Raw genomic sequence first — 21,073 nt, 5'->3', positions numbered from 1 at the left:
ATATAGGATTAACCGTTCTCATACAGAGAGCGGTTTTCGTTTCTAAAATGCTCCCGAAATATCAGGAACCGTAAAATTCTGATGCGGGCTTACAATTAGCGGAGGAGCGCCATAGCACTCCCCGACAATAAAAGTTTCATTTTAAGGAAAGAAGGCTTTTTGATGAAAAACAATTCTGTTTCTGTGGCAGAAGCGAATTCTACAAAAATGTTTTACAGCTACTATTTTTTATTCTTTTTGGGCTATGGCTCCTTTTACCCGTTATTATCAGTGTATTTAAAAGAGTCATCTGGCCTTACGGGAAGTCAAATCGGACTCATACTGTCGCTTTTTCCGGTCGTCATGATTTTTATTCAGCCAATGTGGGGGATTTTCAGCGATATCACAAAGAAACCGACCGCTTTGCTGACCACCGCTTTGATCGGCACAGGCGCTTTTACAATGGTTTTTTCCTTTAGTGATTCATTTGAGTGGTTTATTGTTATATCATTTTTCCTGGCATTCTTTCAAAGTGCGATCATCCCCCTTTCCGACAGCATATCGATCAGCTATGCCCAAAAAGTGAATATCTCATATGGCTCAATCAGGCTATGGGGAGCAATAGGATTTGCTCTTGCAGTATTTATTGCTGGAAGGCTTGCGGAAATCTTTACTCTTTCTATTATTTTTTATCTCTACACATTGTTTTTATTTATTTCAGCTTTACTTGTCATCAGGCTGCCAAAAGAGACGGTACAGATGAAGGTGAATCTGAAAGAAGGAATAAAGAAATTATCAAAAATTCCGCGGTATGTGTTTTTTTTAGTATCCGCATTTCTGATGATGGGTCCGATTTTAGCGCATAATATCTTTTTCGGAATTTTTATCGATGAAATCGGCGGCACTCTTGCGGGAGTGGGAATTGCCTTTTTGTTGGCAGCTGGAAGCGAAGCACCGTTTATGAAAGTGGCCGGGGGATGGATTCAGCGTATAGGCATAGAAAATGTGTTAATCCTCTCCATTATTGTGGCAAGCATTCGATGGTTTTTTTATTTTTTTGATCCCCCGGTCTGGCTTGTTTATGCAACGGCTGTCACTCAGGGTTTTTCTGTTGGCTTATTTATTCCGGCAGCGCTTCAATATGTAAAGCAAATTGCTCCTGTTGAATTAGGGGCGACAGCAATAAGTATATATTCCGCCTTCGGAAACGGACTAGGCAACTGGTTTTGTACATTCGTAGGAGGGATAATATTAGAGAAATATTCTTCCCTGTATGTATATTTATTCTTTGGCATTTTGTCCACGCTTTCTTTATCTATCATGATTGCTGTGAAAATGGTAGGGAAAAATAAGGGCAGAGACTATTCAGCCACCCTTTCTTAGAAGGGTGGCTCCTGATTTTATTGTGTGAATAAATCTCCGGACAAATAACGCTCACCTGTATCTGCCATCATTGCAATCACAATTTGATCGGGTGAGAATTTTTGGGCTGCTTCAATCGCTGCAAAGCATGCAGCTCCTGAGGATGGTCCGACAAGTATGCCTTCTTGTTTCGCGAGCAATCTTGTGATTCGATAAGCATCCTCGTCCTTGATTTTGACGATTTCATCATAAACGTTCTGGTTCAAGATGTCTGGTATAAATCCAGGACTCGTACCGACAAGCTTATGTTTTCCTGGCTCTCCGCCTGATAATACTGGAGATCCGGCTGGCTCAACGACATGAATTGCAAGTTTGGGAAAATGATTCTTTAGCGTTTCCCCAGTACCGGTAATTGTTCCACCCGTCCCGGCAGTAGCAATGAATGCGGCTAACGGCTTTCCGATTTGCTGCTGTGCCTGAATAATTTCAAGTGCGGTGGTAGTCCGGTGTGCATCAGGATTTGCTGGATTTTCGAATTGCATCGGAATATAGCTGTTCGGAATTTTCGCGGCGATCTCTTTTGCTTTTTTTATGCTTCCCGGCATCCGTTCATCTCCGGGAGTCAATACGACTTCAGCGCCATAGGCTTTCAGAAGGTTTATGCGTTCTTTGGTCATTGTATCCGGCATGACTAAAATCGCTTTGTATCCCCTTGCCGCTGCATTCATAGCCAGTCCTATGCCGGTGTTGCCGCTTGTCGGTTCAATGATTGTGGCACCGGGCTTCAAGTCTCCGTTTTTTTCTGCTTCAATGATCATATTGTAGGCAGCCCTGTCCTTTACGCTTTTACTCGGATTAAATGCTTCGAGCTTGATGTAGACCTCCGCTGCATTTTCAGGCTGTAGTTTATTTAAGCGGATCAAAGGCGTATTGCCGATAAGGTCTGCAATATTATCATAAATGGCCACTCACGCTCCATCCCTTCACTAATCTCTTGTATTTTCCTATTATAATACCAATAAAATGGAGAAGATACTGAGGAACTGCTTATAATATTTGCTAAAATAGACTTAGAAGGAGACTTGATATGGATAACAATACCTATCATTACTTTATCGGCATCCCTTTTCCTATGCCGATGGCTGAACAAATCCACGAAAAACTGGTGCAATCACCTGCCTTTTCGTTTGGAAAATATGTGCATCCTGCCGACTATCACTTAACCTTAGTTTTTTTAGGAAAATCTGATGATGCTCAGTTACATATAGTAGCCAAAAATATTAAAGAAATAGCTGGTAAAACAGAAAGGATTCCTCTTCATTTTATGCATACAAACGTGTTTGGCGATGCCAGGCGTCCGCGTATTTTCTTTATCAGGCCAGAGCACTCGGATGCACTTATGGACTTGAGGGAGGAAGTGAAGCAAGTGGCGGAAGAAGCCGGATTCTATATCGAAAAGCGCCCATTTAAACCTCATGTAACAATTGCGAAAAAGTGGAAGCAAGAAGGGTCATATCCGGGAAACGCGGAAGCTGATCAGCTGTTTGACCTTGATATGAAAGATTTATTTGATCGAATTACGATTTTTAAAACTCATCTAAACAAGTCACCGATGTATGAATCAATTTATACTTCTGAATTGAAAGGATCGTCTTTTTAACAATGGGGCAAATTCTGAAATTGTATGATTATATCTCTAGATATGAAATGAACACCAATCAATATACGAATCAATTTATCCGCTTAAAAAAAGAAAGATGGGAGTCTTTGCAAAAAGCGTGTGAGAATGGCTTTTTTACAGAAGAGAAGGACGAATCTGAAAAAACAACGAAAGGCAATATCTTTTCTTTCAAAAGAGGAAAAAAACGTTCCGCAGCTGAGACAGATAAGAAATATGAATGGTTTTATAAAGAATTTTCTGAAGGAACCGGCCTGAATGTTGACTTGCTTACATCAGACAGAAAACGAGCTGAAGCTTTTAAAGAATATATTTATCGTTTTCAGCTGAAATGGGCCAGCTCTACGATAAGCCAGATTTCAAGCATACAGCATGAAGTCTATCTGGATAAGGAGCTGGAAATGCTCGCCCAGTCCTTGCCTGATTCCTATTTCATTTTATATAAACCAGTATTAAAGGTTAGAAAAGCGGCTGTCGAATTAACGGTTGTTCTGCTGGCCCCGTTAAAAATTTACTGCGTCGTATTTTTAGAAGGACGAAATGAAAGAGAAAGTGTGTTTTTAGGATCAAAAAATCGTTTTTGGGAGGAACGGTTTCAAAACGGAACACGTAACGTTTTAAATCCTTGTGCCAGCCTTTTTCGGACAGAAAAAGTCCTCGCGAATATTTTAAATGAAAAAGCAATCGACCTGCCGATTGAGAAACTGATTATCAGCCGAACTTCTTATATTGATTATCCGGATTTGCCATTTGGGCTGAGTATAGTAGATAAGAGAAATTGGCGGGAGTGGCTGACAAAGCAGCAGAAAAATACGGCGCCGATTAAGTCAAAACAAATATCTGCGGCAAGACAGCTTCTGTACCACGGGGAATCCCGTTCACATGATAGGAAGGAATGGTTGGACTCTTAGAGCCTGAACATGAATCGAAAAATAGCATAAGCTGTTAATGGGAATGGCTGTGGAAAGAGATGCTGTTTCTTTCCTTTTGTAAAAAAATGAAGTCGATATTATTTTTTCTGCGTTTCGCACCTGCTGATTTGGGTAATGATTTTTCTAGAAGCTGTTTCTTTTTTGAACAGGACTTGCGTTAACCATAAAAAATTGCAGATGGGTGAAGGAGAGAGACCAAATGGTAAGTGTGAAAAGAGAGTTTGAAGCCTATTTGGATCAATTGGATGTTATTACGATATTAGTTCCCGAAAAGCAGAGAAACACGTATACTCCTCCGTTTTATATTGGAAAAGACCCGAATAGCCAATTAAAGGAGCTTTCTGTCGTTTCTTCGGAATCGATTGGAACCCATGTGAAATATATTGTAAAAGTCGGTGCCCCGCTAACACTCGGAGCAACTTACTATCTGTTTTCTTCATCAAAGCAGCGGACCGATTTGCAAACGGGAGCAGTCATACGAACGAAAGAATTTGACGAAGCTTATTATTATGAAGAAAAGCTTGGCTGTATCTACCACGCATCAAAATCAATCTTCAGGCTTTGGGCTCCAACTGCTACCGCTTCAAAAGTAAGATTGAAAAACACAGCAACTGAAGAAGAATTTATTTTTCCAATGATCAGGAAGGATCGTGGTGTTTTTGAGGCAGTCGTGAGCAGAAACATCGAGGGCTGGGAATATCTTTACGAGGTTTGCGTGAATCTTCAGTGGAACCTGACTGTGGATCCTTATGCTGAAGCAGTAACCGCAAACGGAAAAGAGGGAATTGTGATCGATCCGCAAAAAACGGCAGTCACAAGGCACAATCCTGTAATCCTGAAACACCCTACTGATGCGATTATTTATGAAACTCATATTCGGGATTTTTCCATACATCCTAATAGCGGGATATCGAACAATGGTAAATATTTAGCTTTTACTGAGTACGAAACGACCAACAATGAAGGGTATTCTACCGGTGTCGCATACGTAAAAGAAATTGGTGTGACCCATATTGAATTGCTTCCATTTAATGATTTTGGCGGCGTGGATGAAAACAATCCATCTGAATCATACAATTGGGGATACAATCCAATTCATTTTAATGCGCCGGAAGGAAGCTATGCAACGAATCCCGAAGATCCTTACAACAGAATCATTGAATTAAAAAAAGCTATACAGGCTCTCCATAAAAAAGGATTAGGCGTCATCATGGATGTCGTTTACAATCACGTCTACGATCATCTGAAATCTCCCTTTGAGCTTACGGTGCCTGGATATTATTTCAGGTATGACGAAAACGGCACGCCTTCAAACGGAACGGGAGTAGGAAATGATATCGCTTCCGAAAGGCTGATGGCAAGAAGGTACATCATTGACTCAATTGAACATTGGGTAAAGGAATACGATGTGGACGGATTAAGGTTTGACCTTATGGGGATATTGGATATAGAAACGATGATGCAGATCAAAAAAAGATTGAATGAAGTCAAACCGGGCATGTTAATTTTCGGAGAAGGTTGGAATTTGGCAACGCCGCTCGCAGATCATGAGAAAGCGATTATTACGAATTCACATAAGCTTGAGGGGATCGGATTTTTCAACGATAAATTTCGAGACTCGGTAAAAGGGAGTACATTTTCCTTGCAGGATCGGGGATTTGCCTTAGGCAATAGCAGAAAAATTGATCCTTTGAAGCAAGAGATTGCAGGGAAGGGCATCCCGTCAACACAATCTGTTAATTATGTAGAATCGCATGATAATCATACATTTTGGGATAAAATGGCGAAAGCGTGTTCCGAAGAGAACGATCAAACGAAGAGGCTTAGACAGCGGTTAGCTCTCTCAATCGTTTTATTATCACCGGGCATTCCGTTTATTCATAGCGGCCAGGAGTTTTACCGTACAAAATTCGGACATGAAAACAGTTATTGTGCTGGTGATGGTGTCAATCAAATCGATTGGGACAAAAGGGCGGCATTCCATGAGGATATCAGTTACTTTAAGAAAATGGCAGCATTAAGGAAGCAGCATCCCGCCTTCAGGTTTCACTCTTCATTAGAGTCCAATCACCTTGAGTTTTTTGGAGAAAATACACCAGGTCTAATTGCTTACAGGCTTCATTCTCTTGAAACAATTGATGAGTGGAAAGAGATCATTGTCATTCACCACAATCAAAGGGAAAGGGAAATAGTCTCCTTGCCTTCAAACAAGCGGTATACGCTCGTCTGTGACCCTTACTCATTCGATTTGGGAGAGACTACAGTTACCCATTCATTGGAAATTAGCGAAATTGGTACTTATGTCCTTTATCATACGTAGGAATTTTCTTGTTTTACTTGACGAAGCTCTGTAGATAGAGATAATATTTATATGACGGCTATTGCTTAGCACAAAGACTCATCAATAGCTGTCTTTTTTATTTTATTAAAGATTTTGTATAATAAGAGTCCATGCTTCTTGGGTCACTAAAATAATTCAGAAATGATGGGTTGAAAATTGATATGAACTGGTTGGGACAATTACTTGGTAGCGAGTGGGAGCTTTTCCCTGCTGGAGGTGCTACAGGAGATGCTTTTTTAGCAAAACATAACGGACAAAAACTTTTCTTAAAGCGCAACAGCTCACCATTTTTAGCTGTTTTGTCTGCTGAAGGAATTGTACCTAAGCTGGTTTGGACAAAGCGAATGGAAAATGGTGATGTCATAACAGCCCAACATTGGCTGAGCGGAAGAGAACTCAAGCCAAAAGATATGGAAGGAAAACAGGTTGCAGAGCTGCTTAAAAAAATTCATAGTTCCAAAGAGCTGGTGGATATGCTGAAAAGGCTCGGGAAAAATCCGCTGACTCCAGATGCAGTCGTTGAGCAGCTAAAGTATAACTTTACATATTTGCGATACAGCCATCCGCTTCTTGAGCGTGCCCTCCGTTATCTAGAGGGACATATTGAACAAATCCGGCATAGCGAAAAGGTAGTTTGCCATTCAGATTTGAACCATAATAATTGGCTTTTGGCAGATAATGATCAGCTTTATCTGATCGATTGGGACGGAGCAGTGATAGCTGATCCTGCCATCGATCTCGGTCCTTTGCTTTATCACTATATTGCGGAATCTGAGTGGCGAAACTGGTTGTTACAATACGGCGTTGAATTAACAAGCGTACTGCGTTTACGTATGTTATGGTATGTTCTTGCAGATACGCTTTCAAATTTATTCTGGGCTGTATCTAAAGAGAATGAAAATGAATTGCATCAAACCTTGAAAAAAGTGGAAACATTGCTAATAAAGCTCGAGAGTCAGGAGTAGGAATCTATTTCTTTAATCCAATGGGTCAGGTTTTCTTGATGCTCGGAAATATGGCCGTCCATAGAAGCTGCAGATATTCCGGATTGGCTGTACCTGTAGATGTCTCCAAGTATGCTTTTCATGTTTGTATCAAGTTCGGTGTTAACCATTAGAGACTTAATAATTCGTTCCAGCTGTTCGTATTCAGCTGTTGTACCGCAGCAATCTGATAGATGGGCAGCTAATATGTCTTTCAGCAAATGAACTTGATCAAAATAATTCAATCCCATGCTTTCACTTCCCTTCGTTTTCATAAACTTAAACTGTTCTTTTCAAGCGTTATTTATTCATTAGTTCGGTTCCTAAAAAAGGAGCCTATTTATTTTGTTTCTGTGTAAAACTGACCACATTAAGGAAGAATTACATTCAGGGGTGTTTTGATATGAGAATGCGCAATAAGCCATGGGCGGATGATTTTTTAAGAGAAAATTCCGATGTGGTTATTTCTGATCCAGAAACGCTCAATGGGCAATGGGAAAATGTTTTTACTGCAAATCAACCTTTGCACATCGAAGTGGGGACCGGAAAAGGCCAATTTATTACGGGAATGGCAAAACAAAATCAAGATATCAATTATATTGGGATCGAGTTGGCAAAAAGTGTGATCGTAACTGCAGCAAAAAAGATACAGGATATGGGGCTGCAAAATGTTAAAATGATCAACATGAACGCTGATTCACTTACTGATATTTTTGAAGAAGGCGAAGTGGATCGAATCTACTTGAATTTTTCAGATCCTTGGCCGAAAAAACGTCACGAGAAACGCCGTTTGACCCATTCTTACTTTTTAAAGCAATATGAAAAAATACTTGGCGGAAAAGGAGCAATCCATTTTAAAACGGATAACCAAGGGCTTTTTGAATACTCCTTGAAAAGCTTTTCTGAATACGGATTACTTCTGACCGACGTCAGTCTCGATTTGCATAACAGTGGAATAGAAGGAAACATAATGACAGAATACGAAGAAAAATTTTCTTCGAAAGGGCAACGGATTTACCGTGCAGAAGTGGAATGGAGATCGTAATAAAAGCATACGTTACAAAATTTTTTTCAGGCAGGAGCTCCGATCGGCTTCTGCCTGTAATGTTATGGAGAGCCTGAATGAAATGAAAGGCGGGGGTTATTTTGGAACAATTAAAAATTGGATCGATCACACTTACCTGGCTTGACGGAGGCGTCACCCATATGGATGGAGGAGCGATGTTTGGTGTTGTGCCAAAGCCTCTTTGGTCAAAAAAGTATCCGGTTAATGAGCTGAATCAAGTGGAACTGCGAACGGATCCGATACTTGTTCAGAAAAACGAAATCAATCTGCTCATTGATTCGGGAATCGGCAAGGGGAGATTATCTGCAAAACAGATAAGAAACTACGGAGTGACCGAGGAGTCAAATCTCGAAGCATCCTTAAAAGAGATAGGTTTAAGGCCCTGTGATATTCAATACGTATTAATGACTCATATGCATTTTGATCACGCATGCGGTCTCAGCAGTTATGAAGGTGACAAGCTCGTTAGTATGTTTCCAAAGGCGGAAATTTGGACATCTCAGACGGAATGGGAGGAAATGAAACAGCCGAATATCCGTTCTCGAAATACATACTGGAAAGAGAATTGGGAGCCTGTTGAAAATCAAGTCAAAACTTATAGCAAAAAGAAAGAAATCATCAAAGGCATTACTATGCTGCATACAGGCGGCCACAGTGACGGGCACAGCATCATTGTGCTGGAGGATGGCGGAGAAACAGCAGTGCATTTTGCGGATCTTATGCCAACACTTGCTCATAAAAATCCTTTATGGGTCCTTGCTTATGATGACTATCCGATGACTTCGATTTCCGAAAAACAAAGATGGCAGAAGTTCTCTGAAGAGAAAGAAGCGTGGCTGACGTTTTACCACGATGCGTATTACCGTGCCGTTAAATGGGACAGAAACCAGGGAATTTCTGATTCCGTCATTCGGGAAAAAACAAAGCATAAGGAATAAAACTAGTGGGGAATCCTTGCTTCCCCACTAGTTATTCTGCATGTGCTTTTTAAGCGACCGAATCAATAATTTCTACGATCATGCCGGTTTTCGCATGAATCATAACCTCATACTGCTCAAGTTCCCCAAATGCAGAGCGAGTGATCCCGGTTTTATAAACAGGAACAGTTTCGCCATTAATGACGTACGGCTCGGGAACTGAGTATATCCAGGATCCATCAATCGGTCCTCTTTGTTTAAATGCTGATTTGACAATGTGAAGCGCTTTTTCAGAAGAAATATAAGAATTATCTGCGTACTGCTTAACGATAAAAGCAGCAGCCAAGCTTAGGCCGGCACCTAAAAGAATATGGCGTAATTTCATTAGGCTGCACCTCCAATTTCATATTGTTTTTATTATAACGGACAAGATTGGCAATGTTAAGAGAAGGCCTCTTTTGGCTAGAATCTTTTTGCTTCGTTCTGTAAAATAAGGGTTATACATAAGGGAAATGAGGGAAAACAATGAATCAGGAAACGATTGAGCTCTTTCAAACGCTGACGCAATTGCCTGGAGCTTCTGGAAATGAGCATCAGGTTCGGGCGTTTATGAAAACAGAGCTTGAAAAATATTCAGATGAGTTGATCCAGGACAGGCTGGGAAGTATTTTTGGGGTAAAAAAAGGTCCTGAAGGCTCTCCTAAGGTGATGGTTGCCGGACACATGGATGAAGTCGGGTTTATGGTAACATCCATTACAGAAAACGGTATGCTTCGCTTTCAAACGCTGGGCGGCTGGTGGAGCCAGGTCTTGCTAGCTCAACGAGTGACTATATATACGGAAAACGGGCCGGTTCCCGGAGTCATCGGAAGCATTCCTCCCCATCTTTTAAGTGAAGAACAGCGAAACCGTCCGATGCAAATAAAGAATATGCTAATTGATATCGGTGCAGACGATAAAGCAGATGCTGAAAAACTTGGAATTAAACCCGGCCAGCAGGTAGTTCCAGTGTGTCCTTTTACCGTTATGGCAAATCCGAAAAAAATCATGTCAAAGGCATGGGATAATCGGTACGGATGCGGACTAAGCATTGAACTGTTAAAAGAGCTTCAAGGCGAAGATTTGCCCAATACTATATTTTCCGGCGCCACCGTACAAGAAGAGGTAGGTTTAAGAGGAGCGCAGACTGCCGCAAGCCTTATTCAGCCTGATTTGTTTTTTGCGGTAGATGCCAGTCCAGCCAATGATATGGGCGGAGATAAAAAAGAATTCGGACAGCTTGGAAAGGGTACCTTGCTTCGAATCTTTGATAGGACGATGGTGACACATCGAGGAATGCGGGAATTTGTTTTAGATACCGCAGAATCAAACCAGATTCCGTATCAATATTTTGTTTCACCCGGAGGCACTGATGCCGGCCGAGTCCATATCGCTAACACCGGAGTTCCATCCGCCGTTATCGGAATTTGCTCAAGATACGTCCATACTAATTCTTCGATTATCCACATTGACGATTATGCAGCAGCGAAGGAACTACTCGTAAAGCTTGTGCGGGCCGCAGATAAAACAACGTTTGAAACCATTATAGAAAGCGTATAATGAGTATATAAAAGATCCGCCTGTCCCGAGGATCTTTTTTGCATTTTGTTGGTCTTACCACGGATACTTTGATATGATCCGTGTATATGAAGATGGGAAGATAGGTGCCCAATTAGTAACGGAGGGAATCAAATGAAAAATATCGAAACACAAGAAGAGCTGGAGCAAGTCATCCAAGAGGAAAACACGCTGTTGATGTTTTCAGCGGATTGGTGTCCGGACTGCCGTATCATCGAACCGATTTTGCCTGCTGTTGAAGCGGATTTTCCTGAATTTACACTGTACCACGTGGATCGTGACAAATTTATAGATACGTGTGCTGAATGGAATGTTTTTGGCATTCCAAGCTTTCTTGTCTTTAATGAGGGGAAAGAGGTCAATCGTTTTGTCAGCAAAGACAGAAAGACGCAAGCGGAAATCGAGCAATTTTTAACGGAGTCCCTCGCCAAACTATAGAAGGGAGCTGTTTTACTTATGAAAATGACCTCAGTAAAGCTCAGCAGATTACTAAAAGAGCGGCTGCAAAGTGAAAACCTGTCCTTTCATTTTGACAGGGATAAAGATACACTTCGTGTGGAAGATACACTATCCGGCAAAGGCATTACGTTAGATCTGCCCCCTATAATTGCAAAATGGGAACAAAAGAAGGAGCAGGCCATTGAAGAAGTCTTGTATTATGTGAGAGAAGCCCTGAGTGCGATGAAAGGGGAAGGCCAAGAAATAACCGGTAAGGAAAGCAAAGTATTTCCGGTTATCCGTTCCACTTCATTTCCCACCCAATCAAGCAAAGGCGTTCCACTCGTTTTTGATGAGCATACAGCGGAAACAAGAGTCTATTTTGCCCTGGACCTTGGAAACTCTTATCGTCTGATCGACGAACAAATGCTGACAAAGGAAGGCTGGACAAAAAATAGGATCAGAGAAACCGCAGCATTTAACCTTCGTTCCTTGCCAACGGTTGTCAAGGAAGATACGGTTGCCGGAAATACGTTTTATTTTTTCAGAGCCAATGACGGATATGACGCGAGCAGGATTTTAAATGAAGCGATTATCAATGAGTATGAAAAGAAAATAGAAGGTGAGTTTGCTCTATCTGTCCCTCATCAGGATGTACTTATCCTTGCTGATGTTAAAAATGAAGCCGGATATGACATTCTCGGACAAATGTCTATGAGCTTTTTTGCTAGCGGCACTGTGCCGATTACCGCCTTATCATTTTTATATCAAGATGGTAAACTGGAACCTGTTTTCATCATGGCGAAAAGCAAACCTCAAAACAAGTAAAAAGGAGACGTATTATGAATGCATTTTATAATTTGGAGGGTATTGGCGACACGTTGCTAATAACAATCCAAAATGTTGATTCTCCTGATCGACTAATCGAAAGAAACGGCGATGTTGTCAAAATCATTGATCCATCTACAAAGGAAATCGTAGGATATAATATTTTTAATGTTTCATCGTATATGAAAATAACTGATAGAGGACCTGTTCCTCTTTCTGAAACCTTTGTGCAGGATATCAATGAAATTTTCAGCAGGAATCATGTGAAAGACCAGCTTGAACCGGATCTTTCTTCCAAATTTGTCGTAGGGTACATTCTTTCCAAGGAAAAGCACCCGAACGCGGATAAATTAAGCGTCTGTAACGTTGACGTAGGGGATGAAACGCTGCAAATTGTTTGCGGTGCCCCAAATGTCAGCCAAGGTCAAAAGGTAGTCGTTGCTAAGACAGGTGCAGTTATGCCAAATGGTATGGTAATTAAAGATGCTGAGCTTAGAGGGATACCTTCAAGCGGCATGATTTGCTCTGCCAAAGAACTTCAGCTTCCTGATGCTCCGCAAGAAAAGGGAATTCTGGTGCTCAGTGACGAATTTGAGGCCGGAGATGAATTTATGCTGATCGAATCAAGCGGAACCTCCCAAAAAATTTAAGATAAAACCGAATCATTTATAATATAAAGTCATTAAGCATATGTTTAATGGCTTTTTTTCTGTATATCGAACAGACTATTTAAGCTTTCACAGACTTCAAGTTCAGTGGTATACTAAATATCGCCCAAAAAAATCAAGGGAAACAAAGAGAGTGATAGATAGTGAGCTGGTTAACAAAAATATTCAGCCTCGGATCAGGCCAAACCGAGAATTATGAAGAACAACCTTTTGAACATGAGCCGTATGATCGAAAGGAAGAATACGAAGATAAATTAGAGACCGGTCTGCACGATCGATTTCCTAATCAAGGGAAATTTCGTTTTCCTCTGATTAAAGATGACGAAGAGCCGGCTGAACAAGCAGAGCCGACTCAATACAACCCTAAAAATCAATCGAAAGAAACTATAAGCCAACACTCTGCCAATGAAAAAAAGGCATTTAAACCAACGGTTATTCCTTCTCCGATTTACGGATTTAAGCAAAGACAAGAAACACCTATTAAGGATTTTTACCGAACAAGCTTGTCTAAAGAAGAAGAGAGGGATCCGTTGGCCGGAAAGAACTCAAATAGAGACCGGACTTCAGAGAAAAGCGGCCTTGGGCTTTCCTTTGAAGTAGATTCATCTCATGAAGACATTATAGAGACGGAAGAAGCTTTACAGCAGAATGCAGAAAAAGAAGAGCCCACCTTTCCGTTTGTCGAAGCAGAACAATCGGAAGAGGAGTCTCGCCCCCGCACTGAGGTCACTGAAAAGAAAGATGACGAAACCGAGAAACCGCTTCTTATTACGGAAGCATCTGAATCCGCTTTAGATGGTGAACCAGTGGCAGTTAACGATTCAAACAGAGACCGGACTTCAGAGAAAAGAGACCTTGGCCTTTCTTTTGAAGTAGAATCATCTCAAGAAGACAATATAGAGACGGAAGAATCTTTGCAACAGAATGCAGAAAGACAAGAGCCTGCCTTTCCGTTTGTCGAAGCAGAACAATCGGTGGAAGAGCCTGCCCCTCATTTTGAGGTCACTGAAAAGAAAGAAGACCAAGATGAGAAACCGGTTCTAATAAATGAAGAATCCGCATCTGCTATAGATGGTGAGCCGAAAGCTCCCGATACAAAAATCGTCAAGAATACGGATCGGGAATCTCCGACGGTGGTGCAGTCGAAACAAACGCCTATCACCGCATCAGGTCAAAAGAAAGAGGAATCAAGCAATCCGTTTAATGTACTTATGCTTGCTTCCGATAAAAGGAAAGGCGCAGGAGGAAGCGGTTATAAATTTCCTGAATTGTCATTACTTGACGTTCCGGCCGCTCAAAGAGCAGATAATCATAACTGGGTGAATGAACAAAAAGAACTCTTAAATCGAACGTTGAAGAACTTTCATGTGAATGCAACTGTCGTTCGTGTCACTCAAGGTCCGACCGTAACGAGATATGAGGTTCATCCGGAACCGGGAGTAAAAGTAAACAAAATTACCAATCTGGCAGATGACATTAAACTTAGCTTGTCTGCAAGAGACATTCGAATCGAAGCCCCTATTCCAGGCAAAAACACAATTGGAATAGAGGTTCCGAATAAAGAAAGCAAAATGGTCTACATAAGGGAAATGATCAGGAGCAAGGAATTCAGAACGAATGATTCCCCTTTAATAGCGGCTCTTGGAATGGATATTGCGGGAACGCCTGTAGTACTCGATTTAAAAAAAATGCCGCACGGGCTTATTGCAGGCTCTACAGGCTCAGGAAAAAGTGTCTGTCTGAACACAATTTTGGTTAGTTTGCTGTATAAATCAGAGCCGAGTGAGGTAAAACTGCTGTTAATTGATCCAAAAATGGTTGAGCTTGCTCCATATCATGAGATCCCGCACCTTGTCAGCCCGGTCATCACTGACCCGAAAGCTGCGACCGCCGCGTTAAAATGGGTGGTCGAGGAAATGGAGCGGCGTTATCAGCTGTTTGCCCATTCAGGCGTTCGCGATCTGACAAAATTCAATCAAAAAGTCCAGACTGAGCAAATGGGGGAAAAGCTTCCTTACCTTGTTGTTGTCATTGATGAGCTGGCCGATTTAATGATGGTTGCGCCCGGTGATGTAGAGGAGAGCATCTGCAGAATCGCACAAAAGGCAAGAGCCTGTGGTATTCATCTTCTAATCGCTACCCAAAGGCCATCTGTCGATGTGATTACAGGTCTTATCAAAGCGAATATTTCTACGAGGATCGCCTTTTCAGTATCCAGCCAAGTCGATTCTAGGACGATCATCGATGTGGCCGGTGCAGAAAAACTTCTTGGAAAAGGAGATATGTTGTTTCTTGAAAACGGATCTGGCAAGCCTGTCCGGCTGCAAGGGAATTTTGTATCAGACGGCGAGATTGAAAGGGCAGTCAGCCATGTGAGAAAGCAAATGAAGCCATCATATCTTTTTGAACAGGAAGAATTAATGAGCCAAACAGGTGCTTTGGAAGAAGAGGATGAACTGTTTTTAGAAGCCTGCCATTTCGCGTTGGAGCAAGGACATGCCAGTACATCGAGCCTTCAAAGACGCTTTCGCGTTGGATACAACAGAGCTGCCCGTCTGATTGATATGATGGAGCGTGAAGGATTTATTTCTTCGGCCAATGGAAGTAAGCCAAGAGACCTGTTAATTACTAAAACTGATTTCACGCAGTGGGTGGAAAATCAATAGGACGACTGTGAACTTATTGCTAAACGTGTTATGATAGTAGATAGTGCATTTTAAAATATGCTCTTTAAGGGAAAATGTCTTCTCTTTTAATAAGAGTGATATAAACGATAAAACATTTAACTGTGCTCAGCATTTAACCTGTGCCGGTTGCAAATCGAAGTAAACGTCATATACTGAAAATCAGATAGACGTTTGTTGGAGGTACAATTATGACTGTTTATCATTTTGTTGGAATTAAAGGGACAGGTATGAGTGCACTTGCCCAAATTCTTCACGATACCGGAAAGAGGGTCCAAGGATCGGATATTGATAAAAGGCTTTTTACACAGCTAGCGTTAGAAGAAAGAAATATTCCCATTTTGTCATTTGATCCTGAAAATATAGAACCAGGAATGATTGTCATTGCCGGAAACGCATTTCCAGACACGCATCCTGAAATTGAAAAGGCGCAGAAGGATGGAAATCAGGTCATTCGATATCATAAATTTTTAGGCGATTATATGAAGAGCTTTACAAGTGTTGCGGTTACTGGTGCTCATGGAAAAACTTCAACAACAGGGCTGCTTGCTCATGTGATACAAACAGCAAAGCCCGCTTCCTACTTAATCGGGGATGGTACGGGAAAGGGAAGTAAAGATAGTGAGTACTTTGTGTTTGAGGCTTGTGAATACCGGAGACACTTTTTGAGCTATCAGCCTGACTATGCGATTATGACGAATATTGATTTCGATCATCCCGACTATTTCTCAAGCGTAGAGGATGTTTTCGACGCATTTCAAAACATGGCTCTACAAGTAAACAAAGCGATTATAGCTTGCGGAGATGACGATTACCTTCCGAGAATACAAGCTAATGTTCCAGTCGTTTATTACGGACTCGGCGAAGAAAATGATTTTCAAGCACGGAATGTGATTAAAAACACACTGGGCACTACATTTGATGTCTTTGTACGCAACTCATATTATGATACATTTTACATCCCGGCATACGGGACTCACAATGTTTTGAACGCATTAGCGGTGATTGCCCTTTGCCATTATGAATCTGTCAATGTTCAGCTTATTAAAGACTCTCTCAGCACGTTTGGCGGAGTGAAAAGAAGGTTTAATGAAAAAATCGTCGGGAACCAAGTATTAATTGATGATTACGCGCATCACCCGACAGAAATTAACGTAACAATCGAAGCTGCTAGACAAAAATATCCGGATCGGGAAGTTGTTGCTGTGTTCCAGCCGCATACATTTACGAGAACGCAGTCATTTTTGAATGAATTCGCAATTAGCCTTCAAAAAGCGGACTCCGTATATTTATGTGATATTTTTGGATCTGCCAGGGAAAATAACGGAAAACTGTCTATATTAGATCTCCAGAAAAAAATTGACAATGCCCAGCTGATTAATGAGGAGGATACCTCAGCCCTGAAAGCCCATGATCATAGTGTCATTCTTTTTATGGGTGCTGGTGATGTACAAAAATATCTTAGAGCCTATGAAAACGTTGTTCCGTTATCATAATCAGGTATAATTAAAAATCTTGTCTTCCGAAGGAGGCAAGATTTTTTTATTCTGAAAACTGCTTTTTTCCCGGTAGACATTTATAGTAGAATGGTTAGTATAGCTCTCTTTCATACTTAGATGTTTAATGTTTAATTATTTAGGGTATTAGACACACTAACGGTAGTAGAGGAGGTAAGAAATGATTAATATTCTATATTTTAGCGCAGCGTTAATAGCAATCGCCTTTTTTATTTTAGTTATTTATTTAGCTAAAACATTAAACTCATTACAGGCAACTCTGACAAAGGTGGCATCAACCGTTGAAGGCATTGAGGGGCAACTGAAAGGCATAACGTCTGAAACTACTGAACTTTTACATAAGACGAATCAGCTTGCAGAAGATGTTCAAGCGAAATCTGAAAAGCTCAATACAGTTGTACATGCTATTCAAGATGTAGGTACTTCAGTTCATCAATTTAATAATTCAATTAAAAAGGTGTCTACTTCTGTTTCTGCCACCATGGAACAAAATCAAGATAAAATTTCCCAAGTAGTTAACTGGAGTGGAGCTATCGTGCAAATTTGGGAAAAACTAAAAAACAAAAAAGCACGACAAATCCAATAAAGCATTTTCAAATTCAAAGGAGGAAAAATAATGAGCAAAGAAGGAATGAACAGCAAAGATTTTTTACTTGGAACAATTATCGGGGGGATTGTCGGAGCAACGACAGCTCTATTTCTTGCACCTAAATCAGGGAGAGAGCTAAGAGATGACTTTGGCGCCCAAGCTTCAGTTGTGAAGGAAAAAACAGACAAACTTACAAGCGAGGCAAGAGAAAAAGGCGTTGAGTATGTAAGCATTGCAAAAGACAAAACTTCAACAATTTCTCAATTGGTTTCTGATCAATCAACACAACTGATGGACAAAGTAAAGGATTTAAAAAACCGCACAAAAGAACAGCCTCAAAATGAAACAAACGATATTAACAATGTTCAATCTAATGAAACCGTTCAGCCAGTCGAAGAGGCAAAAAATAAATTGGCAGAAGAAGCAAACGAGGCGAAAAAAGAGGCTTAACTGGTAACACGGTAACTCTATAAAGAAATCTCCAGGAGGTTATGATGACGAAGCAGCATATCCAATCAATCGAAGAATTTGATGCGTTAATTGAACAAGATAAGCCATTTGTTTTCTTTAAGCACAGTCTGACATGCCCGATCAGCAAAAATGCCTTTGTGGAATATGAAGCATTTACCAAACAGAACGAGAACGTTCAGAGCTATTATTTACATGTTCAAACGGATCGTGAGCTGTCCAATTATATTGCTGAAAAAACCGGCATAAGGCATGAAAGCCCGCAGGCTCTTGTCTTCGATAATGGAAGCGTAAAGTGGCATGCCTCCCATTCAAAAATTACAGCAGATTCTTTAATGAAAAACTTATAACGTAGTATACCCCGGACAGTAAATGTCCGGGGTACGTTATTAAAAAAATATTTTATCGTGTAATGCCTGTTATATTAGGTTTTTTCACTTTATCACTTAAAAGCGTTTTAGTAATAAAGAAATAGTTAGTGACATTTTACCGCACATTGTTTATAATAATACTTAATTCCAGATGAAATTAAAAGAGCAATCTTTTCATGATAGAAAATACGAGAGGATGAATGAAATGAGCAACGGAGAATTGGAACAATTAAGAAACAAGGCGAATGACCTTAACCTTCAGATTTTAAAGCTTATTAATGAGAGAGGACGAATTGTCCAAGAAATTGGAAAAACGAAGGATGCACAAGGTGTGCACCGTTACGATCCAGTTCGTGAAAGGACGATGCTTGATAACATCATTAAAAATAATGATGGTCCTTTTGAAACATCAACGCTTCAGCATATCTTCAAAGAGATTTTCAAAGCAAGCCTTGAATTACAAGAAGACGATCATAGAAAAGCTCTTTTGGTATCAAGAAAGAAAAAACCGGAAAATACAGTGGTGGAAGTTAACGGTGAAAGAATTGGAGACGGCGATCAATCCTTTATTGTAGGACCATGTGCCGTAGAAAGCTATGAGCAGGTGGCTGCTGTAGCACAAGCAGCGAAAAACCAAGGCGTAAAGATTCTCCGCGGCGGGGCATTTAAGCCGCGTACGAGCCCTTATGATTTCCAAGGTCTTGGCTTAGAGGGCTTGAAAATACTCAGCAAGGTAGCTAAGGAATATGATTTGGCTGTGATCAGTGAAATCGTTAATCCAGCCGATATTGAGACTGCTATCGACTATGTTGATATCATCCAAATTGGTGCGCGCAACATGCAGAACTTTGAACTGTTAAAAGCAGCCGGAGCTGTAAACAAGCCTGTATTATTAAAACGCGGGTTAGCGGCGACCATCCAGGAATTTATTAATGCGGCAGAGTATATTATTTCTCAAGGAAATGACAATATTATTCTTTGTGAGCGTGGTATTCGCACATATGAAACAGCAACTCGTAACACTCTTGATATTTCAGCTGTACCGATTTTAAAGCAAGAAACACATTTGCCGGTTTTTGTTGATGTAACTCACTCTACTGGCCGGAAAGATTTGCTATTGCCTACAGCGAAAGCAGCACTGGCGATTGGAGCAGACGGCGTAATGGCAGAGGTTCATCCAGATCCTGCAGTGGCGCTTTCAGATTCTGCCCAACAAATGAACATTCCTGAATTTGACCAGTGGATCAATGCACTTAAACCATTGGCAGCAGTGAAATCATAGTAACTGGCGTAATATGAGCCAATCTAAGAGCCGTATATAAAGACGGCTCTTTTTTTCACGCTTTGTTACGGAACATCGTTAAATAATTTAATAAAAAGCGGCATACGTTTTCATAACCATGAAAAATGTGTATAATTTCCCCATAGCCGTAACATAAATGGGATATAATAATAGAAAAAATTGATTGATTCTCCAACTTATCGTAAGATAATGAAAGGAGTTAACGGTTTTCGACATTTCTCTACATAATGTAGTTTATGCAATGGAAAGCGTAATGAGTTAAAGGAGTGAAGACGTTGAGTAATGTAACCATTTATGATGTAGCAAGAGAAGCAAATGTTAGTATGGCAACAGTATCGAGGGTTGTCAACGGAAATCCGAATGTAAAGCCGACCACTAGGAAAAAAGTACTTGAAGCGATTGACCGTCTTGGATATCGGCCAAACGCAGTAGCAAGAGGTCTGGCAAGCAAGAAAACGACGACAGTAGGTGTCATTATTCCTGATATTTCGAGCATTTTTTATTCAGAGCTGGCACGAGGCATTGAAGATATTGCAACGATGTATAAGTACAACATTATCCTCAGTAACTCTGACCAAAATGTCGAAAAAGAATTGCATTTAATCAACACAATGCTTGGTAAACAAGTGGATGGAATTCTTTTCATGAGCGGCAATGTGACGAATGAGCATATTGAAGAATTTAAACGTTCTCCTGTGCCGATCGTACTAGCTGCTTCTGTAGAAGAACAAGAAGAAACACCATCAGTAGCAATTAACTATGAGCAGGCGATGTATGATGTAACCACGCTCTTAATTGAGAAAGGCCATCAAGAAATCGGCTTTGTCAGCGGACCGTTAACTGAACCTATTAACAAAATCAAAAAATTAGAAGGCTTTAAGAGAGCTTTGAAAGACGCTGAAATTGATTATGATGAAAATCTGGTGGTCGAAGGCGACTACACGTATGATTCGGGCCTAGAAGCTCTTGAAGCCTTCCAAGAGCTTGGGAAAAAGCCTACTGCTATTTTAGCTTCAACAGATGAAATGGCTCTAGGTGTCATTCACGCAGTGCAAGATAGCGGCCTTTCAATTCCTGAAGATATAGAAATCATGGGATTTGATAATACCAGGCTTTCCTTAATGGTACGGCCTCAGCTTTCCACTGTTGTTCAGCCGACATATGATATTGGAGCTGTAGCCATGAGGCTGTTAACAAAGCTGATGAACAAAGAATCGGTTGAAAACCAGCACGTTGAGCTTCCGCATCGCATCGAATTAAGACAGTCAACAAAGTGATAAACTAGAAAACCCGCGGAGGAATATCACCGCGGGTTTTCTAGTTATTTGATTC

Annotated in this window: 21 protein-coding genes; 18 read left to right on the top strand and 3 right to left on the bottom strand. The window is 40.8% G+C overall.

All coding sequences use genetic code 11. From position 1 onward, the window contains the following. Positions 1-162 precede the first annotated feature (162 nt). On the top strand, positions 163-1,362 hold the full coding sequence (locus AM592_RS10940; RefSeq protein ID WP_225970356.1) for an MFS transporter: 1,200 nt from the start codon (positions 163-165) through the stop codon (positions 1,360-1,362). Positions 1,363-1,379: 17 nt separating this feature from the next. Here AM592_RS10940 and cysK read toward each other — a convergent pair whose 3' ends face one another. Then, a complete protein-coding gene (gene cysK, locus AM592_RS10935) occupies positions 1,380-2,309 on the bottom strand; it encodes a cysteine synthase A (protein ID WP_053603840.1) in 930 nt (309 codons plus the stop codon). 119 nt (positions 2,310-2,428) lie between these two features. Here cysK and thpR point away from each other — a divergent pair, with 119 nt between their 5' ends. The 4 genes from thpR to AM592_RS10915 all read left to right on the top strand — a co-directional run bounded on the left by thpR (position 2,429) and on the right by AM592_RS10915 (position 7,257). Further along, positions 2,429-3,001, top strand: a complete 573-nt coding sequence (gene thpR / locus AM592_RS10930; protein WP_053603839.1) for an RNA 2',3'-cyclic phosphodiesterase — start codon at positions 2,429-2,431, stop codon at positions 2,999-3,001. Between the two features lie 2 nt (positions 3,002-3,003). Beyond that, positions 3,004-3,930 carry an NERD domain-containing protein gene (locus tag AM592_RS10925; protein WP_053603838.1) on the top strand — a complete coding sequence of 309 codons (927 nt, stop codon included), beginning with the start codon at positions 3,004-3,006 and terminating at the stop codon, positions 3,928-3,930. Positions 3,931-4,150: 220 nt separating this feature from the next. Next, complete coding sequence (gene pulA / locus AM592_RS10920) at positions 4,151-6,271, top strand: type I pullulanase (protein ID WP_053603837.1); 2,121 nt, start codon at positions 4,151-4,153, stop codon at positions 6,269-6,271. A gap of 182 nt (positions 6,272-6,453) precedes the next feature. Then, complete coding sequence (locus AM592_RS10915; protein WP_053603836.1) at positions 6,454-7,257, top strand: phosphotransferase family protein; 804 nt, start codon at positions 6,454-6,456, stop codon at positions 7,255-7,257. On the opposite strand, the gene AM592_RS10910 is transcribed toward AM592_RS10915, so the two are convergent. Continuing rightward, positions 7,248-7,526 carry a YtzH-like family protein gene (locus tag AM592_RS10910; RefSeq protein ID WP_053603835.1) on the bottom strand — a complete coding sequence of 93 codons (279 nt, stop codon included), beginning with the start codon at positions 7,524-7,526 and terminating at the stop codon, positions 7,248-7,250. The genes AM592_RS10915 and AM592_RS10910 overlap by 10 nt on opposite strands. 152 nt (positions 7,527-7,678) lie before the next feature. Between AM592_RS10910 and trmB the strand changes: the two genes are divergently transcribed. Together trmB and AM592_RS10900 are read left to right on the top strand one after the other, a co-directional pair. After that, positions 7,679-8,320, top strand: coding sequence for a tRNA (guanosine(46)-N7)-methyltransferase TrmB (gene trmB, locus AM592_RS10905; RefSeq protein WP_053603834.1), 642 nt, complete (start codon positions 7,679-7,681; stop codon positions 8,318-8,320). Positions 8,321-8,421: 101 nt separating this feature from the next. Continuing rightward, positions 8,422-9,279, top strand: coding sequence for a YtnP family quorum-quenching lactonase (locus AM592_RS10900; RefSeq protein WP_053603833.1), 858 nt, complete (start codon positions 8,422-8,424; stop codon positions 9,277-9,279). A 49-nt stretch (positions 9,280-9,328) separates the two neighbouring features. Here AM592_RS10900 and AM592_RS10895 read toward each other — a convergent pair whose 3' ends face one another. Then, positions 9,329-9,643, bottom strand: a complete 315-nt coding sequence (locus tag AM592_RS10895) for a PepSY domain-containing protein (protein ID WP_053603832.1) — start codon at positions 9,641-9,643, stop codon at positions 9,329-9,331. A 140-nt stretch (positions 9,644-9,783) separates the two neighbouring features. On the opposite strand from AM592_RS10895, the gene AM592_RS10890 reads away from it, so the two are divergent. From AM592_RS10890 to ccpA, 11 genes are all read left to right on the top strand, one after another. Next, positions 9,784-10,857, top strand: coding sequence for a M42 family metallopeptidase (locus AM592_RS10890; RefSeq protein WP_053603831.1), 1,074 nt, complete (start codon positions 9,784-9,786; stop codon positions 10,855-10,857). A 132-nt stretch (positions 10,858-10,989) separates the two neighbouring features. Continuing rightward, a complete protein-coding gene (locus tag AM592_RS10885; protein WP_053603830.1) occupies positions 10,990-11,313 on the top strand; it encodes a thioredoxin family protein in 324 nt (107 codons plus the stop codon). 18 nt (positions 11,314-11,331) lie between these two features. Further along, a complete protein-coding gene (locus AM592_RS10880; protein ID WP_053603829.1) occupies positions 11,332-12,141 on the top strand; it encodes a DUF1444 domain-containing protein in 810 nt (269 codons plus the stop codon). Positions 12,142-12,155: 14 nt separating this feature from the next. Then, the gene (gene ytpR / locus AM592_RS10875; RefSeq protein WP_053603828.1) at positions 12,156-12,791 is read left to right on the top strand and encodes a YtpR family tRNA-binding protein; all 636 of its coding nucleotides are present in this window, start codon (positions 12,156-12,158) and stop codon (positions 12,789-12,791) included. A gap of 161 nt (positions 12,792-12,952) precedes the next feature. After that, complete coding sequence (locus AM592_RS10870; RefSeq protein WP_053603827.1) at positions 12,953-15,475, top strand: DNA translocase FtsK; 2,523 nt, start codon at positions 12,953-12,955, stop codon at positions 15,473-15,475. A gap of 209 nt (positions 15,476-15,684) precedes the next feature. Continuing rightward, positions 15,685-16,989, top strand: coding sequence for a UDP-N-acetylmuramate--L-alanine ligase (murC, locus tag AM592_RS10865; protein WP_053603826.1), 1,305 nt, complete (start codon positions 15,685-15,687; stop codon positions 16,987-16,989). A 181-nt stretch (positions 16,990-17,170) separates the two neighbouring features. Continuing rightward, positions 17,171-17,596, top strand: coding sequence for a DUF948 domain-containing protein (locus AM592_RS10860; RefSeq protein WP_053603825.1), 426 nt, complete (start codon positions 17,171-17,173; stop codon positions 17,594-17,596). A gap of 30 nt (positions 17,597-17,626) precedes the next feature. Continuing rightward, positions 17,627-18,049, top strand: a complete 423-nt coding sequence (locus AM592_RS10855; protein WP_053603824.1) for a YtxH domain-containing protein — start codon at positions 17,627-17,629, stop codon at positions 18,047-18,049. A gap of 44 nt (positions 18,050-18,093) precedes the next feature. Further along, positions 18,094-18,417, top strand: coding sequence for a bacillithiol system redox-active protein YtxJ (gene ytxJ, locus AM592_RS10850; RefSeq protein WP_053603823.1), 324 nt, complete (start codon positions 18,094-18,096; stop codon positions 18,415-18,417). Between the two features lie 226 nt (positions 18,418-18,643). After that, on the top strand, positions 18,644-19,720 hold the full coding sequence (locus AM592_RS10845; protein ID WP_053603822.1) for a bifunctional 3-deoxy-7-phosphoheptulonate synthase/chorismate mutase: 1,077 nt from the start codon (positions 18,644-18,646) through the stop codon (positions 19,718-19,720). A 296-nt stretch (positions 19,721-20,016) separates the two neighbouring features. Beyond that, positions 20,017-21,018: a catabolite control protein A gene (gene ccpA / locus AM592_RS10840; RefSeq protein ID WP_053603821.1), complete on the top strand. Its 1,002-nt coding sequence runs from the start codon at positions 20,017-20,019 to the stop codon at positions 21,016-21,018. Positions 21,019-21,073: the final 55 nt, after the last annotated feature.

The sequence above is a fragment of the Bacillus gobiensis genome (assembly GCF_001278705.1).
Classification (GTDB): domain Bacteria; phylum Bacillota; class Bacilli; order Bacillales; family Bacillaceae; genus Bacillus; species Bacillus gobiensis.
Note: the sequence above shows the minus strand (reverse complement) of the source record. Positions and strands in the feature narration are given on the sequence as shown.

Excerpts from the sequence above, each read along its gene's own strand:
- AM592_RS10940 (WP_225970356.1), top strand. The coding sequence starts at position 163 with ATGAAAAACAATTCTGTTTCTGTGGCAGAAGCGAATTCTACAAAAATG.
- thpR (WP_053603839.1), top strand. The coding sequence starts at position 2,429 with ATGGATAACAATACCTATCATTACTTTATCGGCATCCCTTTTCCTATG.
- AM592_RS10925 (WP_053603838.1), top strand. The coding sequence starts at position 3,004 with ATGGGGCAAATTCTGAAATTGTATGATTATATCTCTAGATATGAAATG.
- pulA (WP_053603837.1), top strand. The coding sequence starts at position 4,151 with ATGGTAAGTGTGAAAAGAGAGTTTGAAGCCTATTTGGATCAATTGGAT.
- AM592_RS10915 (WP_053603836.1), top strand. The coding sequence starts at position 6,454 with ATGAACTGGTTGGGACAATTACTTGGTAGCGAGTGGGAGCTTTTCCCT.
- AM592_RS10910 (WP_053603835.1), bottom strand. The coding sequence starts at position 7,526 with ATGGGATTGAATTATTTTGATCAAGTTCATTTGCTGAAAGACATATTA.
- trmB (WP_053603834.1), top strand. The coding sequence starts at position 7,679 with ATGAGAATGCGCAATAAGCCATGGGCGGATGATTTTTTAAGAGAAAAT.
- AM592_RS10895 (WP_053603832.1), bottom strand. The coding sequence starts at position 9,643 with ATGAAATTACGCCATATTCTTTTAGGTGCCGGCCTAAGCTTGGCTGCT.
- AM592_RS10890 (WP_053603831.1), top strand. The coding sequence starts at position 9,784 with ATGAATCAGGAAACGATTGAGCTCTTTCAAACGCTGACGCAATTGCCT.
- AM592_RS10885 (WP_053603830.1), top strand. The coding sequence starts at position 10,990 with ATGAAAAATATCGAAACACAAGAAGAGCTGGAGCAAGTCATCCAAGAG.
- AM592_RS10880 (WP_053603829.1), top strand. The coding sequence starts at position 11,332 with ATGAAAATGACCTCAGTAAAGCTCAGCAGATTACTAAAAGAGCGGCTG.
- ytpR (WP_053603828.1), top strand. The coding sequence starts at position 12,156 with ATGAATGCATTTTATAATTTGGAGGGTATTGGCGACACGTTGCTAATA.
- murC (WP_053603826.1), top strand. The coding sequence starts at position 15,685 with ATGACTGTTTATCATTTTGTTGGAATTAAAGGGACAGGTATGAGTGCA.
- AM592_RS10860 (WP_053603825.1), top strand. The coding sequence starts at position 17,171 with ATGATTAATATTCTATATTTTAGCGCAGCGTTAATAGCAATCGCCTTT.
- AM592_RS10855 (WP_053603824.1), top strand. The coding sequence starts at position 17,627 with ATGAGCAAAGAAGGAATGAACAGCAAAGATTTTTTACTTGGAACAATT.
- ytxJ (WP_053603823.1), top strand. The coding sequence starts at position 18,094 with ATGACGAAGCAGCATATCCAATCAATCGAAGAATTTGATGCGTTAATT.
- AM592_RS10845 (WP_053603822.1), top strand. The coding sequence starts at position 18,644 with ATGAGCAACGGAGAATTGGAACAATTAAGAAACAAGGCGAATGACCTT.